This window comes from Eubacterium callanderi, from assembly GCF_900142645.1.
In the GTDB taxonomy this organism is placed as follows: domain Bacteria; phylum Bacillota; class Clostridia; order Eubacteriales; family Eubacteriaceae; genus Eubacterium; species Eubacterium callanderi.
Genome location: NZ_FRBP01000008.1, coordinates 178,162 through 194,633, shown reverse-complemented (window position 1 = coordinate 194,633; position 16,472 = coordinate 178,162). Strand labels below are relative to the sequence as shown.

Annotated in this window: 16 protein-coding genes; 4 read left to right on the top strand and 12 right to left on the bottom strand. The window is 45.2% G+C overall.

Annotated elements, in window-relative coordinates; translation table 11 throughout:
• Positions 1-133 precede the first annotated feature (133 nt).
• From BUC22_RS12710 to BUC22_RS12680, 7 genes are all read right to left on the bottom strand, one after another.
• Positions 134-1,108, bottom strand: coding sequence for a cyclase family protein (locus BUC22_RS12710; protein ID WP_013380336.1), 975 nt, complete (start codon positions 1,106-1,108; stop codon positions 134-136).
• 24 nt (positions 1,109-1,132) lie between these two features.
• Positions 1,133-2,389, bottom strand: coding sequence for a nickel pincer cofactor-dependent isomerase, group 22 (locus BUC22_RS12705; RefSeq protein WP_013380335.1), 1,257 nt, complete (start codon positions 2,387-2,389; stop codon positions 1,133-1,135).
• A 151-nt stretch (positions 2,390-2,540) separates the two neighbouring features.
• A complete protein-coding gene (locus BUC22_RS12700; protein ID WP_013380334.1) occupies positions 2,541-4,328 on the bottom strand; it encodes a sigma-54-dependent Fis family transcriptional regulator in 1,788 nt (595 codons plus the stop codon).
• Positions 4,325-5,536, bottom strand: coding sequence for a four-carbon acid sugar kinase family protein (locus tag BUC22_RS12695; protein WP_013380333.1), 1,212 nt, complete (start codon positions 5,534-5,536; stop codon positions 4,325-4,327). Before BUC22_RS12695 ends, BUC22_RS12700 begins: the two co-directional genes overlap by 4 nt.
• Positions 5,533-6,579 (bottom strand): 4-hydroxythreonine-4-phosphate dehydrogenase PdxA, encoded by a 1,047-nt coding sequence (gene pdxA / locus BUC22_RS12690; RefSeq protein ID WP_013380332.1) that lies wholly within the window; start codon positions 6,577-6,579, stop codon positions 5,533-5,535. The genes BUC22_RS12695 and pdxA overlap by 4 nt, the downstream gene beginning before the upstream one ends.
• A 227-nt stretch (positions 6,580-6,806) precedes the next feature.
• Complete coding sequence (locus tag BUC22_RS12685; protein WP_013380331.1) at positions 6,807-7,064, bottom strand: RDAC family protein; 258 nt, start codon at positions 7,062-7,064, stop codon at positions 6,807-6,809.
• Positions 7,065-7,119: 55 nt separating this feature from the next.
• A complete protein-coding gene (locus BUC22_RS12680) occupies positions 7,120-7,821 on the bottom strand; it encodes a TetR/AcrR family transcriptional regulator (RefSeq protein WP_013380330.1) in 702 nt (233 codons plus the stop codon).
• Between the two features lie 140 nt (positions 7,822-7,961).
• Between BUC22_RS12680 and BUC22_RS12675 the strand changes: the two genes are divergently transcribed.
• From BUC22_RS12675 to BUC22_RS12670, 3 genes are read left to right on the top strand one after another with little or no spacing between them, the layout of a single operon-like run.
• Positions 7,962-9,110, top strand: coding sequence for a uroporphyrinogen decarboxylase family protein (locus BUC22_RS12675; protein ID WP_242946563.1), 1,149 nt, complete (start codon positions 7,962-7,964; stop codon positions 9,108-9,110).
• A gap of 13 nt (positions 9,111-9,123) precedes the next feature.
• Positions 9,124-9,255: a hypothetical protein gene (locus BUC22_RS22465; RefSeq protein WP_013380328.1), complete on the top strand. Its 132-nt coding sequence runs from the start codon at positions 9,124-9,126 to the stop codon at positions 9,253-9,255.
• Positions 9,256-9,267: 12 nt separating this feature from the next.
• Positions 9,268-10,185, top strand: a complete 918-nt coding sequence (locus tag BUC22_RS12670) for a DMT family transporter (RefSeq protein ID WP_013380327.1) — start codon at positions 9,268-9,270, stop codon at positions 10,183-10,185.
• An 88-nt stretch (positions 10,186-10,273) separates the two neighbouring features.
• Here the strand turns inward: BUC22_RS12670 and BUC22_RS12665 are convergent, their stop codons facing one another.
• Both BUC22_RS12665 and BUC22_RS12660 read right to left on the bottom strand, forming a co-directional pair.
• Complete coding sequence (locus tag BUC22_RS12665) at positions 10,274-10,792, bottom strand: HD-GYP domain-containing protein (RefSeq protein ID WP_073383040.1); 519 nt, start codon at positions 10,790-10,792, stop codon at positions 10,274-10,276.
• An 83-nt stretch (positions 10,793-10,875) separates the two neighbouring features.
• Entirely contained in the window at positions 10,876-11,892 is a 1,017-nt protein-coding gene (locus BUC22_RS12660; RefSeq protein WP_013380325.1) for a tyrosine-type recombinase/integrase, read from the bottom strand.
• A gap of 413 nt (positions 11,893-12,305) precedes the next feature.
• On the opposite strand from BUC22_RS12660, the gene BUC22_RS12655 reads away from it, so the two are divergent.
• Positions 12,306-13,643, top strand: coding sequence for a sensor histidine kinase (locus BUC22_RS12655; RefSeq protein ID WP_013380324.1), 1,338 nt, complete (start codon positions 12,306-12,308; stop codon positions 13,641-13,643).
• A 102-nt stretch (positions 13,644-13,745) separates the two neighbouring features.
• On the opposite strand, the gene BUC22_RS12650 is transcribed toward BUC22_RS12655, so the two are convergent.
• The 3 genes from BUC22_RS12650 to BUC22_RS12640 are packed head-to-tail and all read right to left on the bottom strand — an operon-like array spanning position 13,746 to position 16,193.
• On the bottom strand, positions 13,746-14,327 hold the full coding sequence (locus BUC22_RS12650) for a hypothetical protein (RefSeq protein ID WP_070081225.1): 582 nt from the start codon (positions 14,325-14,327) through the stop codon (positions 13,746-13,748).
• Positions 14,320-15,090 carry an ion transporter gene (locus BUC22_RS12645; protein ID WP_070081224.1) on the bottom strand — a complete coding sequence of 257 codons (771 nt, stop codon included), beginning with the start codon at positions 15,088-15,090 and terminating at the stop codon, positions 14,320-14,322. Before BUC22_RS12645 ends, BUC22_RS12650 begins: the two co-directional genes overlap by 8 nt.
• 17 nt (positions 15,091-15,107) lie before the next feature.
• Entirely contained in the window at positions 15,108-16,193 is a 1,086-nt protein-coding gene (locus BUC22_RS12640) for a ligand-gated ion channel (RefSeq protein WP_073383037.1), read from the bottom strand.
• Between the last annotated feature and the right edge of the window lie 279 nt (positions 16,194-16,472).

Sequence of the window (16,472 nt, the reverse complement as noted above, 5' to 3'; positions counted from 1 at the left end):
TCACACCAATAAAAAAATCTCCTTAAGCTTTGGCAATTTCTGTAAACTTTAATCTTTATATCGCAATAAAGGGTACAGCCTTTTTACCAGCTGTACCCTTTCGAGATGAACATTTATAAACTTTTAAAAGCCTCTAGACCATCGCGATAGGCCTGACATACATTCCCGTCGCACATTTAACTTTTGCGGGCAGGCAGATAAAGCAGAATTCATAGCATTTATCCTTTGCCAGCTGGTCCAGCTGCAGGTATTCAATAATATGAACGGCCTGCTGGATCAACAGATAGTGGTGCACTGGCTGCGGGTGCTCCGGCACAGAGGATGAACCATCTGCGTTAAAACCGTCAATACAAGCCATATCATCGCCAACCAGGAAAGCGCCATTGCCTTCTACCAGGTACCGGGCGGCGGAAATACCCAGGCCGGCATCACAGCAGGCTTCAGGTCCCGGCCAGTTTTCACCGGTTCTCAGCAGCACGGCGTCGCCTTTTTTCAGCTCAACGCCTTCCCATTTTGCGCAGCCATCGCAGTCCTCAGCGGTAATAATATAGTTGGGGTCCAGCCGCTCTACTCCTTTATAGCCTGCAATGTCCAAAAGCACGCCCCGCATCACCATTGGCGGAATCTTGGAAATATCGCATTTGACCGGGCCATAATTGGTGCTGTAACGGTCGGCGGAGTAGCCATTATACCAATGGTTATCCTCGCCGGTTGTCCAGTGGCACAGTGCGTCAATATGGGTGCCTGCATGAAGCGGCGCAATGAGCATTTCTGTGTTTAGCCCCATTTTATAGGCGTCCTTGCTGCTGTCCAGCATTCCCCCGTCCTCAGACCAGTTGAACTCTGGGCTCAGCCCGCTGCCCTTCATATTTTTACGGCCAGACGGCGATGCGTAGGCTAATATATCGAAGCCGCAGTGTCCTGCCCAGACAGGCATGCCCTTAAAACGTTCGGTCTCCAAATCATATATTTTCCCCTTTTTAATATACTGGACTGCCTTCAGGACAAGCTCTGGTGTCAGATCATTCATGACGCCGACTTCGTCTTCTTCGCCCCATTCACCCCAACGGTTGCTTTCCATCCAGCTGTTATCATAGTAATCTTTCATTTTACTTCTCTCCTCTATCTCTGTTTAAAATAAATTTTTCATATATCCCTGTTGATCCCAGTTGATCTGCACTTTTCCCATGATCTCAACCCTGCCCTCAAGCTCTGGCAGCAGTGCTTCTGAAACGATAAGCTCCTGCAGCTCCAATGTGTTTTTAGCCAGGGCCATTCTCGCATTTTGAGCTGTGACATACCGGTTACAGCAGTTCAGCGCAGTTTCAATCGCCTCCCGGTCATTTTGGGCGACAACCGGCATAAATCCACGTTCCAGAAACCCTGACGTCATTGTGTTGACATAGGTAGGCTCAAGATCAATCTTTTCATACATTCTGCGGGTAATTAAATCCGCGATTCCCACACCGATGGCATTGTGGTGGCTTTCCTCGGTCAGATCCAGGCAGACAATGCGGTAAATATCTGGAAGCTGGTCCGACATATTCCGAATAAGGTAACGGCCGACAATGTTAGGATCAATCCCTGTTCCGCTGATGTTTTTACCCATTTCCTGTAAAACCAGAACATCCAGCTTATCACAGGGAAGCGCGGGCAGAAGTGCCTTTGCTTCCTTCAGCAGCTCACGCTCACGCGCTTCAATACGCTCCACAGGCAGCACCTCAATTTTAGCTGTCCGGTCCTGCTGGTTTTCCAAAATGGCTATCCCCATCAAAATCGGCATTTTATCCATGATAATCCGGGCCGATTCGGGCATGAGAATACTCAGGCCATAGACGCCCCGGCGGTGGATGGTGGATGCGCCGCGCTGTTTTCCAAGCCCAATGACCATCTGCTTCATGATACCGCTCTCGATTTCACCATGAAAATCTGTGTGTGGCTTAATCCGGTTGACCATGATGATACCATCCATTGAGCAGGCATTTTGATCAAAATGTACCGGTACCCCCTCTTTTGTATAACCAATCGTATTCGTTTCCATTGAGGACAAAAAAGGCGCGCCCATGCTCTCTTCAGTAATGCCATAGCCTTCCAGAACTTCCAGCTGTCCTTCTGCTGTCGCGCCGCCATGGCTTCCCATTGCAGGAATGATAAAAGGCTCTGCCTTTCTTTCCCTTACACAATCCACTACTGCCTTTACAATCCGGCTATAGTGATAAATTCCACGGCTCCCTGCCGCGATACCAATCCGGCTGCCTGGCTTGATCCGCTCTTTATAGCGGCTCATCTGGCGCGCAACCGTATCCTCAGGATCCTCTAAAAAAGCAGTTTTCCATTTTTGCCGTATGCGGTATAGCTCTGGTATTAATGACGGTCCAAATTCAATCAACGCATCCCCTCCTTTATCTGTACGTTGTTTTCAGGAGAAGATGTTTCATTTCAGAACATATTTTGTTCTCTACTCTTACTCCCTTAGGTCAGACGTATTCTATCACCATGATTCAGGGACTTCAAGAAAGTAAAGAGTCGAAAGTGTTTTATTATAAATCATTTTTCAGTTTTCGCCAGAGTGTACTTCGGCTGATCCCAAGCCTTTTTGCCACCTTGGACTGGTTATGGTTTTCCTGCTTCAGCAAAATCGTAATAATATCCCGCTCAATGTCTTCCAGAGGCTGGTCGAGATTTAACCCTGTATCTTTTTTTTCTTTTTCTGCCGGATATCGGTTTTGGTTTTTTAAAAGATACCCAAGCCTGTCTTTTGAGATATAGAGGGTATTGGACTCTAAAACCAGCTCCTTGACCAGATTCCGAAGCTCCTTAATATTAAAATGCCACGGAAGTGTCTCTAAAAGACTGTAGGCTTCCTCCTGAAACCCGACAATCTCTTTGCCATATTCGCTGTTAAATTGTGTTATAAAAAGACTGCTGAGATTGCGGATATCTTCCTTACGGTTCCGCAATGGCGGCAAGAAGATCTGAATACCGCTGAAAAAAGTATACATTTCAGAGTGGAGAATCCCCTTTTGGATCATTTCCTCAAGGGCTATTTCTGAGGACGCCAGGAGCTTCAGTCTCTTAATCGAGGCGGCCTGGTGCAAAAAGGACAACAGAAGAAGCTGGGTGGACAGATCCAGATGGTCAATGTCATTAAAAAAAATAATTTTAGATTTTTTGTTATCAATGAGTGAAAACAACGTGTCAAAGACTTCGTCGCTCTCACTGCAGTTCAGGGCCATACAGTTTACCTGGATGAATTCTTTATTTTTTTGCTGTTTTTCACGATGAATGGACAGGGCAAAATCCTCCCGGCCAGTGCCCTGCTCACCATAAATTAAAATCGGCTTATAGTTCTCGCAATTTGCCTGTGCTGTCTGTATGGCCCTTTTCATCAAAGCGTTGCTGCTCTCAAACCGGGACAGAATCATTGTATTCCTGCCAAAATCATTATCCAGCTTGATGATATTCTTTTCTTTCAGCCGCTGGCTCAGGTAGCGTTTTCCATACAAGAGATAGCGCTTTTCTTTCCCCTCGATCAAAGATCCCTCGACATGCCACAGCTCATCGCCCATCGTCAGATTAAAAACAACATGCCCTTTCAGGTCGATCTGGTCCTTGTAGCGCTGAATATCTGAATGTGCTCTGATCCCTTCGAACATCTTTGCTTTGTCATTGGTAAAAAAGATATTTCCGTCCTCATCAAACACATCAATGCGGACTGCCTCATTGGCGATGAGCTTTTTATAAAAATTGCGCTCTTCGCGGAGATAGGAAAGCTGTCCATACATTTTCTTTGCCTGCTCCAGCGCCTTGGAAACACTTTCTCGGCCAGAGGTGATCATGGCATGGTTCAGGCCGATGCTGTCCGCTGCTTTTGCTGTGATCACATCGCCGGCAACAAAATTATAGCCCTGGCTCTGCAGACTGGAAAGCATGGGAAAAAGCTCATTTTCGCTGTTGATCTCAAAACAGTCAATTTCATACTGGAGCAAATCGCACAGCACATAAATACTTTTGATAATGGCCGAAAACCCCACCACAGCGGTTTTTCCCGTATAGGTCTGAAGCAGACGGATCAGACGCACCATATCATAACCGGAAATATCGATATAAACAACCGGGATATGGGTCGCCTCCTCAATCAGACCAGCGGTGCGCCCCCGGGAGAGCACAAAATCATAAGTGTCATCCTGATAATGCTCCTTAAAAATTTTCAGGCCTTCATACATATCCCCGACAAAAAGATCGGCCGAAATATCCGGCTCCTGCCCAAGGACTTCCGCCACTGTTTTCATGAGGCCTTTGTAAGGCAAAATTCCAAGAATTTTCATAAAACTGCTCCTGTATAAGCTAACATTCTTTCAACCACATCTTCTCTTCCCAATCCACCTGCCTTTGAAATGACGCGGTAGCCTCCTGTCTCGGACAATACCACCCCTGGCTCAATCTCCTCGACTGGCCTCAGCTCGCTGAGCTTTAAATGGTTAAGCACTGCCAGAAGTGTATCCCCGCCAAAAACAGCAAGATCCTTATAGCCAAATGTTTCAGCCGCGCGCTTTGTAATGTAACCCAGACGGTCTGCAATCCGCGCTCTCTCGGCACTGCGCTCAGGCCGGAACGGGCTCTTACTTTCAACATCAGAGCTCGCCAGAATCATTGTATGCCCAGCCTGGCTTTCCATATCCCTCAGCAGCCGATTCAAACCCTGATACCCATTTTCACTCAGCTCAAGATAATCCGAAAGCTTGAAAAGGGGAATGCCCAGGGCCTTCGCTTTTTCAAGCTGGCGTGCCGAAACCGGGCAGATACTGCCGCACATTAACAGTAAAGGCCCTGGTATCTTCAAAGCCTTTGTCTCCTGTATCTTCATCTCCAAAAGGGAAGGCAGAAATGCTGCAAAGCCTGCGCAGCCGGAAAAAACACTGAGATGGCTGAAGGCGTTTAACTGTCCGGCAATCTTTTCCATATCTCTCTGGCTCCCGGCATCAAAAACATAGATCCCCTCTGCTTCCAGATCAAGGTGTGCGAGCCCAGTGACTGGAACTTCATAAACTGGAATCGCGCACTGGCTGTGTATGATCTCAGAAATACGACTGGAAATGACTGGATTAAAAGGATCCTGCGCAAAGGTTGTCTCTGAAAGCGGCGTCTTGTCAATATACTGCAGGCCACCCCGTGTGTACCTTTTGTTTTCCGGATAGGCTGGCGCCAGCATTACCTGTTCTGCTTTCATTCCCTTCATACAGCCGTACAGCTCTGCCCCAATGTTTCCCCTGAGGGTCGAGTCTATTTTTTTATAAAGAAAGGGAACCCCTGCTTTTTTAATCGTCTCGGATATCTCACAAAGCTTTTGACCAGCCTTTTCCTTTGTTAAATGTCTGGACTCTGTATTGATGACCAGCACCTCACAGTCACCGGCTGTACACATGCAGCCATCAATCTGCTGTGTTACAACGGTATTGATTCCCAGTTTGCCAAACTGTATGCCTGTATCGAGCGCTCCGGTAAAATCATCCGCCAGCACGACAAGCCTGATCATTGCCGTTTCTCCCTGCCGCGCGCCATAACTGCCGCCATGTGCAGGGCATCAATCATGGATTCCTCATTGGCTTTTCCTGTCCCTGCCATCTCGAAGGCGGTTCCGTGGTCCACAGAGGTTCTTATGATCGGCAGGCCAACCGTACAGTTCACACCGCTCATACTGGTAAAAGCGCCAGTTTCAGCGTCCATCTTAAACCCACAGAGCTTAAGCGGAATATGCCCCTGGTCATGATACATGGCCACAACCATATCATAGGCGCCGCCAAGCGCTTTTACAAAAACCGTGTCCGGCGAAACTGGGCCAATGACCCTTATGCCTGCCTTCTGAGCCGCCTCTATGGCCGGAATAATCTCAAGGGCTTCCTCATCGCCAAAAAGACCGCCTTCTGAACAGTGCGGGTTAAAGCCTGCCACCCCTATTCTGGGGGAATCAATCCCCAGAAGCCGCAGCGTTTCATCCGCCAGACAGATTGTGTCGTAAATCCGGTCTTTTTTGACCATGTCGCACACCTTGCGGATTGACGCATGGGTAGTCACGTGGATCACCCGCAGCTTTTCACCCGTCAAGACCATACGGTATGTTTTCGCGCCAGTATAATGGGCGAAAATTTCAGTATGCCCTGAAAAATGATGCCCTGCGAGGTTCAGCGCTTCCTTGTTAATCGGGCCAGTCACCACACCGCCGAGAACGCCCTCCATTGCAAGTGTAATACCCTTTTTTATAAATTGGAATCCCGCATCGCCGCAGCCCGCGTCAACCTTACCGAACTCCCAGTTATCTTCCTTAAAAATTTCCATATCAATATATGGCAGCGCGTCTTTCTCAAGATGAGCCAGGGTTTCCTTTAGGCTACCCTCCTTGACGGCAATCAGTTTCTTTTTAATTTTCGTGATTTTCAGAGCATTTTCCAGTACTTTTTTATCCCCGACAGCCACCGGGCTGCACACTTCCAAAATCTTCTGACAGGCCATTGCTTTCAGCGTGATCTCTGGTCCAATACCTGCCGGATCGCCAATTGTAATCCCTAAAATAGGCTTCATATCCTTCTTCCCCCTTTTTTATCTGTTCAAATATCAAACACTTCCAAATATATTCTTTTCTGGTTTTTATACTATCGGATTCCGCATTCTTTTTCAATCCGGATCATGTTTCATAATCAAACACTTCCAGGCATAAAGTCGCATAAAGTCGCTTATGGCAATAAAAAAGCACAGATGCTCTGAGCTTTTACACTCAGGCATTTGTGCTTTTTATTACTTGTAAAATTTTAGAATACCAGGGACCGGTCCTTGAACCAGAAGGATTTTTTATCCCAGGTGTATTCCAGCTCTGTCCCCATTTTCTCAAAAAAAGTATTGATCACTTCATACAGGGCTTCATTCGCCTTGGGATTACCAGCATTGTTCAGGCTCTCAATCCACATGCTTTGGGAACCGCAGGCATCGCTCAGATGAATTTTATAATCCAGATGTTTTTCCTGTAAAAGCTGATTCAACGCGCCAATTTCTCTAAAAGTAACAATCATATGATAACCTTCTTTCCTGATTTGTATGTTTAAAATTCTTATTATATTTTTTATCCTATGGGTTAAGACCTGCCAGCTGAACGCTGAAGCAGTCGCCGATTTCAAAATGCAGTGTTTCAACGACTTTTCTGGATTTTCGCAGGTTATCCTGAATCCGCTTTTTATCCAGCACCAGAAATCGGTAATACTCTGTCAAAAAAATATCAATCGCGTCGCCATAGGCAATATCAATCTTTTTCCCAAGCACATCTCTGAAAAACTGAATCTCCATTCCCGATGTCAGAGAGGCGATGGCGTCAAAGTAGGTCTTATCCTTAATCATCGCGCTGGTCTCAAACTTCAGCCCGTTCTCGAAGCGCTTCTGTATGAAATAATCTTTCAAATCAATGGTCATCTGCGCAAAACTTTCGAGAATCGAAATGTCTTTATAAAACTGCTTTATCTGCTCATTGGCGTTTATGCACTCAAAATAAGCGCGGTACTCAATCATATCTACGAGCAGATAATCATTTTTAGCCGTATAATCCTTCAAAGGCTCCTCAAGCACCAGCGCAATATCATTGACAAAATCCTTAAAAATACTGATTGCCACAGATTCCTTGCCCTCAAAATAATAAGTGAACAAGCCTAACTTCGATTCGGCGTCTGTAATAATATCTTTAATGGTTGTCGCGCCATAACCCTTCAAGTAAAAAAGTTTTTTTGCACTGCTGTACAGCGAAGTCTTTGTCTCAGTTCCATTTTTATAGTTTGCCATAATCCACCTCATGTTTATTATAGCATGACTTTTTGTAAAAAAAAGATAAATTTAAAAAAGGCTTGACAAATTTGTACACATACTATATATTGTAATCATACAATATTGTATGTGTACAAAACATGAAGGGAAAATTTGAGATGGAAGAAAAAATTGAGCGGATAAAAAGTACCATGGCCGGAAAACCAACCGACCGTGTGCCAGTGATACTGGATTTTGAAATCAGCTATGCCTGTGAGTACGCGGGCATTGATTTTCTGGAAGCAACCTGGAATTATGATAAAATCATTGAAGCCTATGAAAAAATTTTAGACACTTTTGAAATGGGTGCCAACCTGGGTATGGGGTGGCTTCCTCCCCAGCGCAACGAAATTTTAGGAAGCAAAACGTGGATTCAAAACCGGCGAAACGGAACCATGCAGCATCCCGAGGTCATGAGCCTGAGTGCGGATGATTATCCGGCACTGATCGAAGACCCCCTGCGCTGCATTGTTGAAAGAGTACTCCCCGGTATGTACAGCGCCCTAGGTAAGGACAGCGTCAAGGACATTACAGCCATTTCCAAGGCTTTACTGTTTGAAAAAAGGCAGGTCACAGATTTTTATAATAAGCTCTATGACCTTACTTACGCTAAAGGTGTTCCCATTTACTATGGCACCATGTTTTATGCTCCCTTTGATCTGCTGGGCGACCATCTGCGCGGTATTACTCAGATTTCTATGGATCTTCGGCGGAAAAAGCGCGAATTGGAAGCCGCCTGTGAGGCGCTTGCGCCGGTTATGACCGACTATGTCGAAAATACCCTGCCCGTTGACGCCGATGGTATTTCCTGCGCCTGCTCCTGGGTGCACTTACCGCCAATGATCAGCCCCAGACATTTTGAGAAATTTTTCTGGCCTACCTTTAAAAAGGTTTGTGACACGCTGGCTGCAAAGGGGCATACCCTGTATTTGCAGTTCCAGGGCGATTACACAGATGGACGCTATTTTGACTATTATTCCGAGCTCCCTGAGGGAAAGGTTATTTTGGCCGTGGAGCACCAGGACTTTAAAAAGACGCTGGACATTCTCGGCTCTAAAAATATGGTCTGCTGCTCTTATCCTCTGGATTATCTGACAAATTATTCTACAGAGGAATGTCTGGACAAAGCCCGTGAGCTCATGGATATTGGCATGGAAACCAAACGATTTTACTTCGGTTTTAACAAACCTGCTTTCAGTTTTAAGGACGCACCGCCCGAAAAAATGAAAGCAGTGATTGATTTTGTCAATGCGTATGGAAAATATTAAGGAGATTAGACAAATGCTTAAAGAAAAAGAAAAAATTGAAGCCCTGGTCAGTGAGTATGATGAACGGTATCAAACGCTGATTCGAGATTGTATGACCGAAACGGAAAAAGAATTTGAAACCTTTATTCTAAGCTTAATTATGTAGGGAGTCTATAAAATGAACGAAGTAAATAAAAATAATTTTACAAAAGGAATTATCTATGGCGGGATTGCGGGTGTTTTATGGGGAACCCTCGGCGTTTTTATCGCATTACTCCAAAATCTGGGGCTGAACGATGTGGCGGTCTCCTCCATGGGGCCAATGATTGTTATCTTGTTCTATGGGATAAAAACCCTGATCAAAAACCCAAAAGCCTTTAACATTGGGTGGAGACGCGTACTGATTGTCCTGGTGGGCGGCGGAATTGCCAACGCAGTGCTCTACTACTCCTACGCACGAGCTCTCAATTATCTGAGCACCGGTGTTTTTTCCATCCTTGAGTTTTCCCATGTTTTTATTCTGATGCTTCTGTCCTCCTTTATTTTTAAATACAAAATAACCAAGGGCAAGATCGCCTCGCTGGGACTGGCCATTATCGGTCTGGCACTGGTTCTGAATGTCTTTTCACCCGATGCTTTTATCGCACCCTCAGGTATTATGTGGATGGCGCTTAACTGGGTAGCCAACTGCGCGATTGCCCTGATCATCAAATGGGCTTTAAATAACGAGATTGACAATGATGTGGTCATCACTTATTATAACCTTGGAGCGGCTCTGATCTACTGGGTTGTCTGCCCTCCCTGGGCCGTCATTGGCCAGATCGCTTCCGCTCAGAATGTCCTGCTTCTTATTCTGATCATTATCGCCTATGGACTGCTGACACAGATTCTTTCATCTTATGTCTGGGTAAAATCTTTTTCGCTGGTCGATCCTGCCATCACCAACATGATGAATGCTTTCTCGCCGATCACGGCCTCTATTCTCGGTTATTTTATCTTTGGACAGGTTATCTCATTCCCGCAAATCATTGGCATTGCCGTCGTGATTCTCGCGGTTATTGTCCTGAACAAGACCGGAGCAGCTGAAGAGCTTTAAACTTATTTGACATATACACCGCTGATAGAAAAAAGACATTTTCCACAGAGTACAACTGGGAAAATGTCTTTTTCCATACTTTTTTATATCATTGATGGATCGCTTCACCCAAGGCCTGAACAACCGCCGGATCATACAGGATGCCGCTTTCCTTACAGATGTTTTCGTACGCTTCATCCGGCTGCCTGCCCGACTCCTGCAAATGGTCAAAAGCATTGGCGACAGCACAGACTCTGGCAATAACTGGTATATCCTGTCCGCTTACCATTTTGGGGTTATCCTTACCGTCATAACGATAGTGATGAAACCGGCAGAGATCTGCAGCGACACTGCAGAAAATCTGTTCCGCGAAACAAGTCGTTTTTGTTTCATAAAGATTTCTAAAAAACTGTGCGCCCATTGTACAATGGCCAGGAGTGTCTTCTGTTTCCGCTTTTCCAATGTCGTGATAATCCACCGGAGACATTTCTTCCAACTGCCAGATTGAAAGCAGTTCTTCACGCCCCAATTCTTTTATTATTTTCCTTATCCAGCTGCCTGTACGCAGGCAATGCTGCCGAACGCTTTCCGAACAGCGCTCAAACTGAGTCTTAATCAATGCTTGCATGCTCTCTACCTTTATTGTGATTCCTTAGAATACAGGGTATATTTTTTAATGAAAGTTCGTAGAATACCATATTTCACGACAATTTATGCCGCTTTTCCATATATTGTTGAGTTTAACTTGTCTAAAAGTACCATTTCCTGTTTTTTATGGAGATCTGTAATGTGCAGATAGATGTTCATGGTGACGGCTGTTTCTGAATGGCCCAAAATTTCACTGATGATCTGTATGTCCATTCCACTTTCTTTTGCTCTGGTCGCAAAGGTGTGCCGGAGATCATGAAAACGATAATTATCTAGTTTTAGAACAGAAATAATCTTTTTAAAATAGCGCTGTATGGTTCTCACATCATAGGCTGACCCACCTTTTTTTGCAATTACAAAAGCCTCTGGTTTTACAGTGCTTTTTTCGTATCCTTTGAGTGACTTCATTAAAATAGATGTAATGGGAATTGATCGAAAAGCCTTCGGGGATTTTGGCGTGCCTATCTGGTTAATGGTTTTGCGCTGACCGGCATCATGATTTTTTACACGCTGAACATTTCTGCGAACTTGAATAAACCCATTTTTCAGATCAATATCTTTCCATTGCAGCGCCGCAATCTCGCTGATGCGCATCCCAGCGAAGAGGCCGAGCTGTACGGCCAGGCTCAGGTTATGCTCATGTGCTAAAAGCCAGTGTGTCAGGGCTTTTTGGTCTTCGATTGTCAGAATTTTCCCTGTTGTGGTCTGCCATTTTTTCTGAATAACGATGTGCCCGCAGGGATTTTTATTAATCAATCCAGCTTCCACTGCCTTTTCCATAATTGATGATAACCTGCCGATAATACCCCGAATCGTAGATGTATTAAGCGCTCTTCTCTCCAGCGTTTTTACAAAATCCTGCACTACTTCAACGGTTATAGTATCCAAGCGGAGATCACCCAGTTCTGGCAACAAATAGCGTTCAATAATCCGCTGGTAATTGGTGAGTGTAGACTCCTTAATCTTTCCTTCATCGCCACGCTTTCTTATCCATTCGCGGCTGAACGCTTCCAGCGTTACTGACCTTTTTGAGAAAAAATGACGAATTGATTCTGACCACATTAAAAATGTTTTTTTCATAATCGTGCCTCCCTACTAAAAATTAATTAGAATTTTGCTAGTAATAGCAATTTATAAATGATATAATAGAATCCATAAAAAGTAAAAAAATGACGTAGAATATGGTATTCTACGATCTTTATTTTTTTGCTTACATACACTTCATATGGATTGTTTTATACTAAAAGATAACTCCGTATTAATTTTTATCTATATACTTTTAATCTGTCTTTTTCTATAGTACGTAAAATACCTCCTGTCAAAAACATGCCGATTTCATAATTTAATTCTGTCGTTATTAAGGGACTCCCCATAAAAAAATCCGGATTGCTCCGGCTCTTTTAATTTTCCTGTCCCGCTAAACAGTACGCTATACAAAAGCTTCTGTTCTATGGTAAAATGAGATCAACTCATGTAAATCGCGGAGGATAGTTTTGGATCAATTAGCTTTTGCTGCACTGCTTTCATTTATTCAGCTCCTGCCGGCGCTCTTTTTATACCGGGCTGTTTTTAAAGGCAATTTCCGGTTTGGCACTGGCGTTAATATTCTGATGGCTGCTGTACTTCTGATTTCAAGCACTGTTACCTATGCTGCTGTGTTCACACTTGACACCATGCCCGATTCCGGCAATGCGCGCATCATTATCAGTGTTTTGTTTAATGTCACCATCGGCCTGATCTTTCTGTTAAGCGTTAAAGAAAATTTTTTCCTTAACCTTTTTGTGGTATTTATTATTAAAAACTATCTGGATATCGTGGTATTCTTCAGCCAGATATTCTGTAAGCCTTCTCTGTTTGCTAACCCGCCTCTTTCTGCCTTTATTCAGTCTTTAATTTTTGTGTTCACACTCCCCTTTGTTGGGTTCTTCACTGTAAAAGTCATTAAACCCACTGTTCTTGAGACGGGCAAGATGCCTTACTGGCGGTATCTATGGGTTGTTCCTGTCTGCTTTTTTTTGCTGTACCGCTTCTGTATCTATCCGGGTTCCCTGAATCTAACCTCTGTCCCCGCTTATCTTTTGCCTTTTGTCTGGTTTATCGGTACTTTTCTAACCTATTATGTTATTTTAAGGCTGATTCAGGAAAACCAACGCGCTGCTGAGCTCCAAAACAAGCTGGAAATATCGGATTATCAGGCCAGTATGCAGCAAGAGCAGTATAACCGTCTGAAAAATAATATCGAGGAGAATGAGAAGGCCTGCCATAACCTGAAGCATACCCTGCTCATGCTCAAGGGCTATGCGGAAAACAGCGCCCTCGAGCAGATAAACACCTGCCTCAGCGCCAGCCTGCAGTCTGTAGAATCGGACAGGGTGCTGCCTCTGTGCAGCAACGCTGCCATTGATGCCATCGCCCAGCATTACGCCGCTCTCGCACGCCAAAACGCCATTGACCTGCGGATTGACATCAAGCTTCCTGAGCCGCTGCTTTTCTCTGAGGGTGATCTCTGTGTGGTTTTTGGCAACCTGTTTGAAAACGCCGTTGAGGCCTGCCTGCGCCAGAACGGAGCAAATCCCTTTATTTCTGTAAAGCTTGGCATCTCGGGTAAAGGTTCGGTGGTGATTTCCATTAAAAACAGCTATGATCATATAATCTGTAAAAAGGACGATGTCTTCATGTCCTCCAAACGCCATGCAGAAGGGATCGGTATTCATTCGGTTCGACGGATAACTGAAAAATACAGCGGCTTTGCAAAATTTAATTATGACCCTCATGTATTTGAAGCCTCTGTTCTTCTCAACCCTGCCGCACAGACAGCAGGCCGCCGGTAAACATCATAAAAACAGCAAAGTCTTCGGACAATAAAAAAAACAGAAACGGCGCTGTGCAGCACCGTTTCTGTTTTTTTATGTTTTTTATTTCAACTGTATTTTCTAAACCTTTTCTTTTTCCATAAGTGTTTCTGGCGGATATTTCAGGCTATTTGGCAAAACAAAGTAAAGCAGCGCGATGATGCCGGCTGTGGCAATCACATCAAAAACTTTGATAACCATGGTGCCGATGAAACAGGCCAGCACCCAGGGAACACCGGCGGATATGGCCAGGTCGTAAAAATAAACCTCCCACGGATGGGTAAGTGTCCCGCCGGTCTGCCAGATACTGAGCAGAGCAGACAAGACACCAGTGACTAAAATCAGCAGGCCCATGGTTGGCACTGTCTGCTTCCAGTCGATCTGTCCATTACGGCGCATATTCACCCCCACCACCAGGGCGGCGGCGGCACTGACCGCATAGAAGATCAGCGAGCTGCTGCTGTAGTTAAACACTGCCAGTCCAAAATTATTCACAAGCCCTACCAGCAGCCCGGCGGTGGGCTCAAGCAGCAGTGCTGCCAGAATGGTGCCAGACATGTCCAGCCAGAAGGGCAGGCCAAAATGCATTGACAGAACATAGAGCAGCCGGTTCATTACAACGCCCAAAACCATGATGATTAAATAGCGTGTCTTATTACTCATTCTGTTCCTCCAGTTCCTCCTCGATGACTTCATCGAGATTCTTCCCTTCTTTTTTTGCCTTTTCAAGGCGTTCCAGCTCTTTTGCGCGTCCGATTTCATCCATAAACCCAGCCGTAACAACACCAGCTGGCATTGCGATCACCGCGATCCCAAAGAGCGATGAAATCATGCTGATCAAACGCCCCACCTCGGTTACAGGGTAGACATCCCCATAGCCAACAGTGGTCAGAGCAGTGGTTGCCCAGTAAAGCGCTTCAAAAAAATTATCAAAAGTATCCGGCTCATAGGCAAACATGGCCAGCGCAGATACAAAGATATAGGCCAGCGCGATGATGAGCACATAGCCCAGGGTTTTGCGTTCGTTTTTGAAAACATTGGCTACATAGGAAAAGGTTTTGGAATAATACAGCACCTTAAACACACGCAGCACACGCAGAATACGGAAGCCCGCGCCCAGAAGCCCAAGAGACGGCAGGATTGACACCAGGTCGATCAGCGCAAAGGGAGTAAAGGGATAGGCCACAAACACCCAGGGTGAATCTTTTTTAATCTTATAATCATAGGTAATCCAGTTAAAAATATAATCGGTAAAAAGAATATAGACGGTGATGGTGTCAATCATCACCAACATTGAATTGGATTCCTTAAACATAAGCGGACAGACACTGATAAAGGCCACCACCATGATGAACACATCATAATATTTGCTGATGACATCTCCCGGCTCCGCTTTTTTTACAACTTTATATATCTGTTCACGCATAGATTAACGCCCCGTCCCTAGAACATATACGCAGACATGGGAAGAATGATATTCCCTGCCACGACAAGGACTAAAATGGTATAGAACATGACACGCCCGTAGAAGCTTGCGAAATCACGATCCTCATATTTGTTACGTATCCGGTTGATATTGATGATTGTCATCGCCACTGCCAGAATGGTCACAATGCCAAAAATATTAACGAACTCCAGCAGGCCAAGCTGCAGGGCGTCCGGAAGCAGATTTGCCCCGACCATAATGTTGGTAACCGTCCCAAAAAGGGCTGCGGGAATCATGCTGAGTGGGTCGACACGGTGATAGGTACAGATAAACAGGGTGATAAGCACCCAGGTAATGGTTCCGACCAGGGCGATAAAGCATTTGACATACAGGCCCATACTGTCACGGTTGAGCTCCAGCGCGGTAATATGCTCGGAATTGATGATGCCACCCGGTATTTCCGGATCGCCGTGGTTATTGTCGTATTCGACCATAGTTGTCCCGGTTTCATTACGCCTCAAATCGTAGCCGGAAATCCCAAGTGAATCATTTATGCCGCTGTTTTCCCTGTCATTCACAAATACAACGTCATCCACTGGCAGCTCGGATTCCACATACATGCGGAGCTGATGGGATTCCAACGGGAAACGGCGGTTCCAGTAGTTTTTGGTAATGGACACATCGCACCGGACGGCCTGGTAATTCACGCCATTTTCATGATAGTTTTTAACAACTTCTGTCTTGTTAATGGTGCCTTTATAAATGCGGAAATGTTTGGCCATATCCAGATTATCATTTCCCTCCCATTTAAACCAGATTAAAACCACCATGCGGAAGCTTGAGGTTTTCAGGTTGACTTCCTTCAGGTTTTCCACATAGGTGCCAACCTGCACCCTGGTCGCGTTCTGATCAAACTGAGCCGCCCTCTCCTCAATGTCTTTTGGCGTCTGCAGCATTGAAACCCAGTAGTCGTCTTCTGCTTTTTTGTCGGTGTACATGGTAACCGAAGCATACGCCAGAAAAACAACAATGACGATGACATAGGTTAAAAAACTGAAAAGCAGTCTTTTTTTCTGCCAACTTTTCAATTCGCCGAATTTCATTTCTCTCTCCTCTCGTCTTCTAAAGTCTATTTTGAATACCATCTGGGTATATCAAACATAAAAAGGGAGACAACCTTTCCTGTCTGCCGCATAACGGAAACGGAACGCCGCTGTCTCGCTGTTTCTAACTTCGTGCAGCGCGGGCAGGGCTTACTGCATTACGATTGGATGAGAGGATATGTGTTCACACTGTGAAAGCATATTGGTGTAATGCAAAAACAAAGCGCCGCGCTGCTATCTTAATGAATGGAAAGCCTCTGCTTTTCATTTTCTTAAGAC